The 11,264-nt window shown below is 72.0% G+C and carries 11 protein-coding genes; 2 read left to right on the top strand and 9 right to left on the bottom strand.

From position 1 onward, the window contains the following. Positions 1–377 precede the first annotated feature (377 nt). Together tyrS and P4R38_RS04430 are read right to left on the bottom strand one after the other, a co-directional pair. Entirely contained in the window at positions 378–1,640 is a 1,263-nt protein-coding gene (gene tyrS / locus P4R38_RS04435; protein ID WP_277191203.1) for a tyrosine--tRNA ligase, read from the bottom strand. A gap of 64 nt (positions 1,641–1,704) precedes the next feature. Then, positions 1,705–2,319 carry a DNA-3-methyladenine glycosylase gene (locus tag P4R38_RS04430; RefSeq protein ID WP_277191212.1) on the bottom strand — a complete coding sequence of 205 codons (615 nt, stop codon included), beginning with the start codon at positions 2,317–2,319 and terminating at the stop codon, positions 1,705–1,707. An 89-nt stretch (positions 2,320–2,408) separates the two neighbouring features. On the opposite strand from P4R38_RS04430, the gene P4R38_RS04425 reads away from it, so the two are divergent. Together P4R38_RS04425 and P4R38_RS04420 are read left to right on the top strand one after the other, a co-directional pair. Further along, positions 2,409–3,008, top strand: a complete 600-nt coding sequence (locus P4R38_RS04425; protein ID WP_277191202.1) for a cysteine hydrolase family protein — start codon at positions 2,409–2,411, stop codon at positions 3,006–3,008. 7 nt (positions 3,009–3,015) lie between these two features. Next, entirely contained in the window at positions 3,016–3,951 is a 936-nt protein-coding gene (locus P4R38_RS04420) for a GlxA family transcriptional regulator (protein WP_277191201.1), read from the top strand. On the opposite strand, the gene argH is transcribed toward P4R38_RS04420, so the two are convergent. From argH to argC, 7 genes are read right to left on the bottom strand one after another with little or no spacing between them, the layout of a single operon-like run. Next, entirely contained in the window at positions 3,948–5,429 is a 1,482-nt protein-coding gene (gene argH, locus P4R38_RS04415) for an argininosuccinate lyase (protein WP_277191200.1), read from the bottom strand. The genes P4R38_RS04420 and argH overlap by 4 nt on opposite strands. Next, a complete protein-coding gene (locus P4R38_RS04410; RefSeq protein ID WP_275240224.1) occupies positions 5,426–5,929 on the bottom strand; it encodes an arginine repressor in 504 nt (167 codons plus the stop codon). The genes argH and P4R38_RS04410 overlap by 4 nt, the downstream gene beginning before the upstream one ends. Then, positions 5,926–6,861: an ornithine carbamoyltransferase gene (gene argF, locus P4R38_RS04405; protein WP_277191199.1), complete on the bottom strand. Its 936-nt coding sequence runs from the start codon at positions 6,859–6,861 to the stop codon at positions 5,926–5,928. Before argF ends, P4R38_RS04410 begins: the two co-directional genes overlap by 4 nt. After that, on the bottom strand, positions 6,858–8,060 hold the full coding sequence (locus P4R38_RS04400; RefSeq protein WP_277191198.1) for an acetylornithine transaminase: 1,203 nt from the start codon (positions 8,058–8,060) through the stop codon (positions 6,858–6,860). The genes argF and P4R38_RS04400 overlap by 4 nt, the downstream gene beginning before the upstream one ends. Then, positions 8,057–8,968 carry an acetylglutamate kinase gene (argB, locus tag P4R38_RS04395; RefSeq protein WP_277191197.1) on the bottom strand — a complete coding sequence of 304 codons (912 nt, stop codon included), beginning with the start codon at positions 8,966–8,968 and terminating at the stop codon, positions 8,057–8,059. The genes P4R38_RS04400 and argB overlap by 4 nt, the downstream gene beginning before the upstream one ends. Next, positions 8,965–10,116 carry a bifunctional glutamate N-acetyltransferase/amino-acid acetyltransferase ArgJ gene (gene argJ / locus P4R38_RS04390; RefSeq protein ID WP_277191196.1) on the bottom strand — a complete coding sequence of 384 codons (1,152 nt, stop codon included), beginning with the start codon at positions 10,114–10,116 and terminating at the stop codon, positions 8,965–8,967. The genes argB and argJ overlap by 4 nt, the downstream gene beginning before the upstream one ends. Further along, positions 10,113–11,156 carry an N-acetyl-gamma-glutamyl-phosphate reductase gene (gene argC, locus P4R38_RS04385; protein ID WP_277191195.1) on the bottom strand — a complete coding sequence of 348 codons (1,044 nt, stop codon included), beginning with the start codon at positions 11,154–11,156 and terminating at the stop codon, positions 10,113–10,115. The genes argJ and argC overlap by 4 nt, the downstream gene beginning before the upstream one ends. Positions 11,157–11,264 lie beyond the last annotated feature (108 nt).

Below are 11,264 nucleotides of genomic sequence, written 5' to 3'. Positions count from 1 at the left end.
ACCAAACAAACATTTGGCATCAATCACTCGACACGCTGTTGAGTTCTCAAGAAACAGCCGCTCACCTTCGGTTCGTGGCTTTCGCCGCTTCCCGTCCGGGGCAACTTCTCTAACTTACCACCGCTTCGCTTTCTCGCCAACTTCGGACTGTGTCCGCTCCGTGGAGTGTTGGGTGCCGCATCAGCGGCGGAGGGACCACTGTACTCAGGTGAGGGACATGCGTCCACCACCTCGATCAACAGTGGGTTGGTCGTCCGCTGGACCGGCCTCCCGGTCTCCCGGTTGTCCGTGCCTCCTCGCGGCGACAGATGGAACATTAGAGGACGCGTGGTGCAGACGCCAAATCGGCGGCCGCACCACGCGTCCTCGGTGGTCGATCAGGCGCTGCGACGGACCGCGACCAGGTGCTTGCGGCCGCGCTTCACGATCGCCACCCGGCCGTGCAGGAAGTCCTCCTCGACCAGCACCGCCTCGGGATCGCCCACCTTCACGTTGTTCAGGGACACCCCTCCCTCGGCGATGAGTCGGCGCGCGGCGTTGCGGCTGTCCGCCACGCCGCTCGCCACCAGGGCGTCGGTGATGGTCACGCCCACGGCCACCTCTCCACCCGGTAGCTCGGCGGTCGCGTCGGCCAGTGTCCGCTCGTCCAGGACCGTGACGTCCCCCTTGCCGAACAGGGCCGCCGAGGCGTCCTGCACGGCACGGGTCGCCTCCGGCCCGTGCACCAGCGTGGTCACCTGCTCCGCGAGGGTGCGCTGGGCCGCTCGCCGGAACGGCTCCTCCCGCACCTGCTTCTCCAGGTCGGCGACCTGGTCGGCCCCGAGGTCGGTGAACACCTTGAGGAGCTTCACGACCTCGGCGTCCTCGACGTTGAGGAAGTACTGGTAGAAGGCGTACGGGCTGGTCATGGCCGGGTCGAGCCAGATGGCGTTGCCCTCCGACTTGCCGTACTTGCGGCCGGTGGAGTCGGTGAGCAGCGGCGTGGTCAGCACGTGGACGTGCTCGCCCTCCGTCTGCCGGATCAGGTCCACGCCGGCCAGGATGTTGCCCCACTGGTCGACCGCACCGGTCTGCAGCGTGCAGCCGAGCTCCCGGAACAGGTGGAGGTAGTCCAGGCCCTGCAGGATCTGGTAGCTGAACTCGGTGTAGCTGATGCCGGCGTCGGAGTTCAGCCGCGCCGAGACGGCGTCCTTCTTGATCATCCCGTTGACTCGGAAGTACTTGCCGTAGTCGCGCAGGAAGTCCAGCGCCGAGATGCCCTCGGTCCAGTCCAGGTTGTTGACCATCCGCGCGGGGTTGTCGCCGTCGAAGTCCAGGAAGGCCTCGACCTGCGAGCGGATCGCCGCGACCGCGTCGGCCACCTGCTCCTTGGTCCGCAGCACGCGTTCGCTGTCCGGCTTCGGATCACCGATCAGGCCCGTCGACCCGCCGACCAGGCAGATGACGTGATGGCCCGCCCGCTGCATCCGCCGCACCACCACCAGCTGCACGAGGTTGCCGAAGTGCAGGGACGGCGCGGTGGGGTCGAAGCCCACGTACATGGTGAGCGGCCCGCCGTCGAGTGCTTCCCGCAGCGCAGCCTCGTCGGTGGTCTGCGCCACCAGGCCGCGCCACTGCAGCTCGTCCAACAGATCGCTCACAGGTCATCGTTCCTCTCGTGCGGGCCGCACCGCGCGCGCGGACCTCGTGGTCCAGCCTGCCGCATCAGCCGTCAGGGCGCCGACGTGGTTTCGCCGGCCGGTAGACGGAGACCGTCGACTCACCGTCCAGCCAGAACCGCCACGGGTAGCTCGTGGCGTCACCGCCGGCGCCGCTCACGCCCACCCGCGGACCGGTGCGGACGACTCCCGCCTCACCGGCCCGAGGCGCGACGGCCACCGCAGCGTCGGGTGCGGTGGTCACAACGCCGTCCTGGTCGCGCCCGAGACCGAGCGCCTGGGCGAGCCGCGCCGGGCCGCGTGCCAGGTCGCGATCCCCGATCCCGTTCCGTCGCTCTCGCGCGGCGTCGAGGCCCTCGACCACCTCGCCGGCCCGCAGCAGCACGGCCCGCGCGACGCCCTCAGGCCCGCAGCCCAGATTCGCGCACCAGTGCATCCCGTACGTGAAGTAGGTGTAGAGCGTGCCGGGCGGCCCGAACATGCTCGCGTTTCGCGCCGTCCTGCCGCGAAAAGCGTGCGAGCCGGGGTCGTTCGCGCCGTCGTAGGCCTCCACCTCCGTCAGGCGGATCGTCACGCCGGCGTGGGAGACGAGGCAGCCGAGCAGGTCGGGCGCGACCTGCAGCACCGGCCGGTCGTAGAAGGACGGTTGCAGTCGCTCGATGACGCTCTCCCTCGCTGTGACCGGATCGGTCCGGTTCCTGACCTGTCGCGGTCTGGTGACCGGGACGCACGCGGCACCAGGATCGTGGCATGACCACAGCGCTCCTCGTCATCGACGTCCAGCAGTCCTTCACCGTCCGCCCGTCCTGGACGGCGGTGTCGCGCCCCGACATCGCCGACCGCGTCGCCCGCCTCGTCACGCACGCCCGGGCCGAGCAGCAGGAGGTCGTCTGGGTGCTTCATGCCGAGCCGGGCAGTGGCGGCCCGTTCGATCCCGACCAGGGCCACGTCAGGCTGATGGACGGGTTGGCCCCCGCCGCCGGTGAGCCGGTCCTGACGAAGACGTCCCGTAACGCGTTCACCACCACCGGACTCGCGCAGCTCCTCACCCAGCGTGGTGTGGACCGCCTGGTGATCACCGGGATCCAGACCGAGCAGTGCTGCGAGACCACCGCCAGGGTCGCCGCCGACCTCGGCTACGACGTCGACTTCGTGACCGAGGCGACCGCCACGTTCCCGATCGCTCACCGGGACGCTCCGGCGGAACGCGACCTCGACGCCGTCCTGGCGGATCCGACCACCCTCGGCGCCGCGGCGATCGAGGAGCGGACCGAGTACGCGCTCGCCGGGCGGTTCGCCCGCATCCTCACGATGGAGCAGGTGCTCTCGCCGACCGCGGTGGCACACTGACCGGATCATGCCCAGGGTGATCATGCCGCTGCCGACGGGCGTCCACCTCCTGGACGTCTCGGGGCCGAGCCAGATCTTCTCCTCGGCCGCGCAGCTGCGCGGCGGATGGGAGCTGGTGTTCGTGACGAGCGCCGGCGGGGTCCGGTCCCACCAGGGCCTTCGGCTCACGGGCGAGCCGCAGTGGCCGACCGACGACACGCCGCGGGACCTGGTGCTGGTCCCCGGCTGGCACGTCACCGCCGACGACCCGATGCGGGTGCCGCTGCCGGACTCCGTCATCTCCCGGCTGGCGTCGCACCATGCCGGCGGCGGCGTGGTCGGCAGCGTGTGCGCCGGTGCGCTGGCGCTGGGGGCGGCCGGACTGCTGGACGGACGCCGCTGCACCACTCATCACGCGGTGCAGCGCCGGCTCGCCGCGGCGTACCCCAGGGCCACCGTCGTCCAGGACGTGCTGTTCACCGAGGACGACCGGGTGGTCACCTCCGCCGGCATCGCCAGCGGCATCGACCTCGCGCTCCACCTCGTCGCGCAGCACGACGGCCCGCAGACGGCCGCACGGGTGGCGCGCGACACCGTCGTGTACGCACGCCGCAACGGGGACGACCCGCAGGACAGCGTCCTGATCGAGACCCGCCACCACCTCGACGAGGCCGTGCACCGGGTGCAGGACGTCATCGACGAGCGGTTCGCCGAGCGGCTGTCCCTGCTGCACCTCAGCAGTGCGGCCGGGGTCAGCGAACGCACCCTGACCCGGGCCTTCCGCGCGGCGACGGGCACCACGCCGCTGCGCTACCAGCAGACAATCCGGCTCGAACGGGCCAACCGGCTCATCGGCGGCGGCTCGACCGTCGAGGCCGCAGCCCGAGCCGTGGGCTTCGAGGACGGGCGGATGCTCAGGCGGCTGCGCGAGCGGGCCGGTGGTTCGACAGCCGAGCGCCGTTAGTCGGCGAGGACAGCCACTTTGGTCCAGGAGCGCAGCTGCGTGCTGCGGGCGCGCGCGGCGGCGAGCTGCTCACGGACCCGTACGGGTGCCGTGCCGCCCTGTGCGGACCGGGACGCGAGCGAGCCGGGAACGGTGAGGACCTCGCGTACGGCCGGGGTGAGGTGCTCGTCGATCGCGGCGAGGTCGTCGTCGGTGAGGTCCCAGAGCTCGATGCCGCGCGACTCGCACTCGCGGACGCACGCACCGGCGACCTCGTGCGCGATCCGGAACGCGACACCCTGCCGCACCAACCACTCCGCGATGTCGGTGGCCAGCGAGAAGCCCTGCGGTGCAAGGGATTCCAGCCGCTGCTGGTGGAAGGTCAAGGTCGCGACCATGCCCGAGAACGCCGGCAGCAGGACCTCGAGGGTGTCGACCGCGTCGAAGACCGGCTCCTTGTCCTCCTGCAGGTCACGGTTGTAGGCCAGCGGCAGGGCCTTGAGCGTCGTCATGAGACCGGCCAGGTCACCGACGAGACGGCCGGCCTTGCCACGCGCCAGCTCGGCGACGTCCGGGTTCTTCTTCTGCGGCATGATGCTCGACCCGGTGGAGTACGCGTCGTCGAGCGTGACGAACGAGAACTCCTTGGTCGCCCAGAGCACGACCTCCTCGGCGATCCGGGAGACGTCGACCGCCGCCATCGCCGCGACGAAGGAGAACTCCGCGACGAAGTCCCGCCCGGCGGTGCCGTCGATGGAGTTCTGCGTCGCCCGGCTGAAGCCCAGGTCGCGGGCCACGGCCTCGGGGTCCAGCCCGAGAGAGGACCCTGCGAGCGCACCGGAGCCGTACGGCGACTCGTCGGCGCGGACGTCCCAGTCCTGCCACCGGTCGACGTCCCGCAGCAGCGCCCAGGCGTGGGCGAGCAGGTGGTGGGAGAGCAGGACCGGCTGGGCGTGCTGCAGGTGGGTACGCCCGGGCATCGCGACGCCGAGGTGCTGGTCCGCCTGGGCGGTCAGCGCGTCGACGACGTCCAGGACCAGCCCCGAGACCGTACGAGCGTGCTGACGCAGGTACATGCGGAACAGGGTGGCGACCTGGTCGTTGCGCGAGCGTCCGGCGCGGAGCCGACCGCCGACCTCGGCCCCGACCCGCTCGATGAGCCCGCGCTCGAGCGCCGTGTGGACGTCCTCGTCCGCCGGCCCCGGGGTGAACGCGCCGGACCGGACGTCGTCCAGCAGGCCCGACAGACCCTCGAGCATGGTCTGCAGCGTGGTCTCGTCCAGCAGGCCGGCGCGGTGCAGTACCCGCGCGTGAGCGCGCGAGCCGGCGATGTCGTACGGCGCCAGCCGCCAGTCGAAGTGGGCGGACCGCGACAGCGCGGCGAGGGCGTCGGCCGGTCCGCCGGCGAACCGCCCGCCCCACAGGCTCAGGTGTGGCTCGGGTGCGGGACTGTCAGGGGTGGGCACGGAGGTCGCTCCTTCGGGGTGCGGCGCGGTCATGCCTCGCCCGTCCGGGCGAGGTCCAGCAGCAGCTCTGCCACCTGCGCACCGGAATGGTCGGCGCGGGTGACGAGCAGGATCGTGTCGTCGCCGGCGATGGTGCCCATCACCGGCTGGAGGTCGGCGTGATCGATCGCGGAGGCGAGGAAGCTCGCGGCGCCGGGCGGGGTGCGTAGGACGACGGTGTGATCGTTGGCCTCGGCGTTGACCAGCAGCTCGCCGAGGACGCGCCGCAGCCGGGCGTCGCTCGGCTCCTGGTCGGCGCCGCCGGCCCGGGGCGTCCGGTCGCCGCCCTCACCGGGCACGGCGTACACCAGCTGGCGCCCCTGGCGCACCTTGGTCGCTCCCAGCTCGACGAGGTCGCGCGACAGTGTCGCCTGGGTGACCTCCACCCCGTCGTCGGCCAGGCGGTCGGCGAGCTCGCCCTGGGACCGGATCGCGGTGCTCTGGACGATCTGGACGATCCGCTGGTGGCGTGCAGCGCGGTTCCGGGCGATCACGAGCGGTGCTCCAGCAGGAACGCCAGGAGTGCCTTCTGCGCGTGCAGCCGGTTCTCCGCCTCGTCCCAGACGGCCGATCGGGGTCCGTCGATGACATCCGCGGCGATCTCGAACCCGCGGTACGCCGGCAGGCAGTGCAGGACGATCGCGTCGTCCGCGGCGTGGCTCAGCAGGTCGGCATCCACGGCGTACGGCGTGAACGGCGAGTCCGCTCCCTTGCGGCCCTCCCCCTCGGACTCCTGACCCATCGACACCCAGGTGTCGGTGACCACGACGTCGGCACCGTCCGTGGCCGCCTGCGGGTCGTCGCCGACCATCACCGACCCACCGGTCGCGGCGGCGATCTTCGCGGCGCGGTCGACGACCTCGGGGTCGGGATGGTGTGAGCTCGGCCCGGCGATCCGGACGTGCAGGCCGGCCGTCGCGCCGCCGAGCAGGTAGGAGTGCGCCATGTTGTTCGCGGCGTCCCCGAGGTAGGTCATGGTCTGCCCGGCGAGGCGGCCGCGGTGCTCGGAGATCGTGAGCAGGTCGGCGAGGATCTGGCACGGGTGGAACTGGTCGGTCAGCGCGTTGATCACCGGCACGCCGGCGTACGCGGCCATCTCCTCCAGCCGCGACTGCTCGTACGTCCGCCACACGATCGCGCTCACCTGGCGGCCGATGACGCGGGCGACGTCCGCCACGGACTCCCGCGTCCCGATCTGGGCGAGGTTGCCGTCGACGACCATCGGAAAGCCGCCGAGCTCGGCGATGCCCACCGAGAACGACAGCTGGGTGCGCAGGGTCGGTTTGTCGAAGATGATCGCGACCCCCTGAGGCCCGGCGAGCGGCTGCTCGGCGTGCCGGTCGGCCTTCAGCCGGCCGGCGCGTTCAAGGACGTGAGCCTGCTCGGCGGGGCTCAGGTCGTCGTCGCGCAGGAAGTGACGGGTCACGGCGTGGCCTCCAAGGAGTCGAGCAAGGTGGGCAGGGCGTCGACGAACGTGTCGAGCTGTCCGGTGGTGACGACCAGAGGCGGCGCCAGCCGGATCGCTTGTGGCTCAACGGGATTCACGATGAATCCGGCGTCGCGTGCGGCAGTCGCGAGCTCGGCCGACACCGGTGCCGCCAGCGGGATCGCGCGCAGCAGACCGCGGCCACGTACCGGATGCAGCATCGGGTGCTCGAGCCCTGCCACCCGCGCGGCGAGGTGCTCGCCGGCGAGCCGGGCGTGCTCGAGCAGGCGTTCCGACTCGATGGTGTCGAGAACGGCGAGCGCGCCCGCTGCCGCCAGGGGATTCCCGCCGAACGTCGTGCCGTGCTGGCCCGCGCTGAGCATCGACGACACCCGCTCGCCGAACGTCACGAGCGCGCCGATCGGGACGCCGCCGCCGAGACCCTTGGCGACCGTGATCGCGTCCGGGACGATCCCGGCGGCCTGGAAGGCGAACCACTCCCCCGTACGCCCGACGCCGGTCTGGATCTCGTCCAGGACGAGCAGGGCGCCGGCGGCGCGGGTGATCTCGCGGGCGGCGACGAGGTACTCGGGGCCTGGGTCGAGGACGCCCGCCTCACCCTGGACGGGCTCGAGGACCACCGCGGCGGTCTGCTCGGTCACCGCCGCTCGCAGAGCGTCCACGTCGCCGTACGGCACGTGCGACACCCCGGGCAGGAGGGGTTCGAACGGCTCGCGGTAGGCCGCCTTGGACGTGAGCGCGAGCGCTCCTGTCGTCCGGCCGTGGAACGCGCCCTCCGCGGCGACGATCCGGGTGCGACCGGTGCGCCGGGTGAGCTTGACGGCGGCCTCCATCGCCTCAGCACCGGAGTTGGCGAGGAACACGCGGGATCCCTCGGGTGCGCCGGCGACGCCCAGCAGCCGCTCGGCGAGCTCGATCTGGGGTACGGAGGTGAAGAGGTTGGAGATGTGGATCGCTTCGGCGGCCTGCTTCGACAGCGCCGACACCAGCGCCGGATGACCGTGGCCGAGCGCGTTGACCGCGATGCCACCTACCAGGTCGAGGTAGCGGCGGCCGTCGGTGTCCCAGACGTAGCAGCCCTCGCCGTGGGAGAGGACCAGCGGGGGCGTACCGAAGACGCCCAGCACGCTGTCGCGGTAGCGCCCGAGCAGGTCGGTCTGATGGCCGGTCGTGGTCATGGTGTCGTCTCCTCGGGCAGGACCATCGTGCCGATGCCCTCGTCGGTGAAGATCTCCAGCAGCAGTGAGTGCGGAGCGCGGCCGTCGATGACGTGCGCCTGCCGGACGCCTCCGCGAACGGCTCGTACGCACGCCTCGAGCTTCGGGACCATCCCCGCGTCGACGGTCTGCAACAGCTCCTCGGCGCTGCCGACGCTCAGGGTCGACAGCAGGCTGTCCCGGTCCGGCCAGCGCTCGTAGATGCCCTCGACGTCGGTCAGGACGACCAGCTTGTGGGCACCGAGGGCGACGGCGAGGGCGGCCGCGGCCGTGTCGGCGTTGACGTTGAGCACCTGGCCGTCGTGGTCGAGGTCCGGCGCCACGGACGACACGACGGGGATGCGACCGGCGTCCAGCAGGTCGCGCACGGCCGAGGGGTTGACCGTGGTCACGTCGCCGACCAGGCCGATGTCGACCTGCTCGCCGTCGACGAGCGCCGTCCGGCGTCGGGCCCCGAACAGCGCGGCGTCCTCGCCGGACAGGCCGACCGCGAGCGGACCGTGCTGGTTGACCAGGCCGACGAGCTCACGAGACACCTGGCCGGTGAGGACCATGCGGACGACGTCCATCGCCTCCGGTGTCGTGACCCGGAGCCCGCCCTTGAACTCGCTCTCGACCCCGAGCCGGTCGAGCATGGCCTGGATCTGCGGCCCGCCGCCGTGGACCACGACGACCCGCAGGCCGGAGTAGCGCAGGAAGGCGACGTCGGCGGCGAACGCGGCCTTCAGCGACTCGTCGGTCATCGCGTTGCCGCCGTACTTCACCACGACGAGGGCGTCCTTGAACCGCTCCAGCCAGGGCAGCGCCTCCACGAGGGTCGCGGCCTTCCCGGCTGCGGCGGCGAGCGAGGACGGAGTACGGCGGCTCATGTGCTGTACGCCGAGTTCTCGTGGACGTACTCGTGGGTCAGGTCGTTGGTCCAGACCGTCGCGGACGCCTCGCCCGCGTGCAGGTCGACGACGACGCTGACGTCGCGGGCCGTGAGGTCGACCAGGGAGCGGTCCTCGCCGACGCCGCCGGCTCGGCACACCTGAACGCCGTTGATGGCGACGTCGAGCCGAGCGGCGTCGAACGCCGCGGTCGTGGTGCCGACCGCAGCGAGTACGCGGCCCCAGTTCGGGTCGTTGCCGAAGACCGCGCACTTGAACAGGTTGTTGCGGGCGACCGAGCGCGCGACCTCGAGCGCGTCCTCCTCACTCGCCGCCGTACGGACCTCGATGGCGATGTCGTGGTGGGCACCCTCGGCGTCCGCGACGAGCGCACGCGCGAGCTCGGCGCAGCAACCGGTCACCGCCTGCTGGAGCTCGGCCGCGCTCGGACGGACGCCGGAGGCCCCGGAGGCGAGCAGGAGGACCGTGTCGTTGGTCGACTGGCAGCCGTCGGAGTCGACCCGGTCGAACGTCGCCGCCGTCGCTGCCCGCAGCGCCGTCTCGAGGTCGGCCGGGTCGACGACGGCGTCCGTCGTGACGACGACGAGCATCGTGGCGAGCGCCGGCGCGAGCATGCCGGCGCCCTTGGCCATGCCGCCGACCGTCCATCCGTCACCGGTGACGACCGACTGCTTACTCCGGGTGTCCGTGGTCATGATGGCCTCGGCCGCGCGGGGCCCGCCCTCGTCGGAGAGGGTGTCTGCGGCGCGCTCGACGCCGGTGAGCAGGGCGTCCATCGGCAGCAGCTCGCCGATGAGACCGGTCGAGCAGACCGCGACGTCGCCGGCGGACACGCCCAGGGCGTCCGCAGCCGCCTCCGCGGTGCGGTGGGTGTCGAGGAACCCCTGCGGCCCGGTGCAGGCGTTCGCTCCTCCGGAGTTCAGGACGACCGCGTCGACCCGCGCGTCGCTGACGACCTGCCGGCTCCAGGTGACCGGCGCCGCCTCGACGCGGTTGCTGGTGAAGACCGCGGCGGCGTACTGGTCCGGGCCGTCGTTGCGGACGATCGCCACGTCGAGGGCGCCGGAGCTCTTGAGGCCGGCGACCACGCCCGCTGCCCGGAACCCGCGGGCCGCGGTCACACTCACGGGGCCACTCCGATCGTGCTGAGCCCGGCCTGCTCGTCCAGACCGAGTGCGAGGTTCATCGACTGCACCGCGGCGCCGGCCGTGCCCTTCGTGAGGTTGTCGACCGCGGCGACGACGACGGCACGTCCGGCGTGCTCGTCCAGCGCGACCTGCAGCTGGACGCTGTTGGAACCCAGCACCGCGCCCGTGGTCGGCCAGGCGCCCTCCGGAAGGAGGGTCACGAACGGCTCGTCGCCGTACGCCTTGTCGAGCGCGGCGCGCAGGTCGGCTGCCGTGACGTCGGGGCGGGTACGGGCGGTGCAGGTGGCGAGGATGCCGCGCGGCATCGGGGCGAGCGTCGGCGTGAACGAGACCGAGACCGGCTCACCCGCGGCGACAGCGAGGTTCTGCTCGATCTCCGGCGTGTGCCGGTGACCGCCGCCGACGCCGTACGGGCTCATACCGCCCATCACCTCGGCGCCCAGCAGGTGGGGCCTGAGCGCCTTGCCGGCGCCGGACGTGCCGCTCGCCGCCACGACGACCACGTCGGTCGACTCGACGAGACCCGCCTGCAGGACCGGCGCGAGCGCCAGGCTCACCGCCGTGGGGTAGCACCCGGGCACGGCCACCCGGCGCACCTCGCGCAGGTACTCGCGCTGCTTGACTCCCCCGTGGGTCAACAGCTCGGGCATGCCGTACGGCCAGGCCCCCGCGTGCGGCGAGCCGTAGAAGCTCGACCACGCGGCGGCGTCCGTCAGGCGGTGGTCGGCGGCGCAGTCGATGACGACGACGTCATCGGCCAGCTCGCGGGCGAGGCCGTCGGAAGCGCCGTGCGGCAGCGCCAGGACGACCACGTCGTGATCGGCGAACGCCTCCGGGGAGGTCGCCTGCAGCTCGCGGTCGGCCAGCGGTGTCAGGTGAGGCGCGACCTGGCCCAGGAGCGAGCCCGCGCTGCTGCCTGCCGAGATCGTCCCGATGCGGACCTGAGGATGGCCGAGCAGCAGCCGCAGCACCTCACCGCCCGCGTACCCGCTCGCGCCTGCGACGCCCACCGTGATCATGAGGCATGATCATACACGCAGGTGCATGATCATTCATACGTGCCCACCGACGATCACGCCGGCGGATCGCTCTGGCATCACGTCCACGAGCGCGGACGTGATGTCAGA

The sequence above is a fragment of the Luteipulveratus flavus genome (assembly GCF_029439465.1).
Taxonomy (GTDB): domain Bacteria; phylum Actinomycetota; class Actinomycetes; order Actinomycetales; family Dermatophilaceae; genus Luteipulveratus; species Luteipulveratus flavus.
This window is presented reverse-complemented; position numbering and strand designations above follow the sequence as displayed.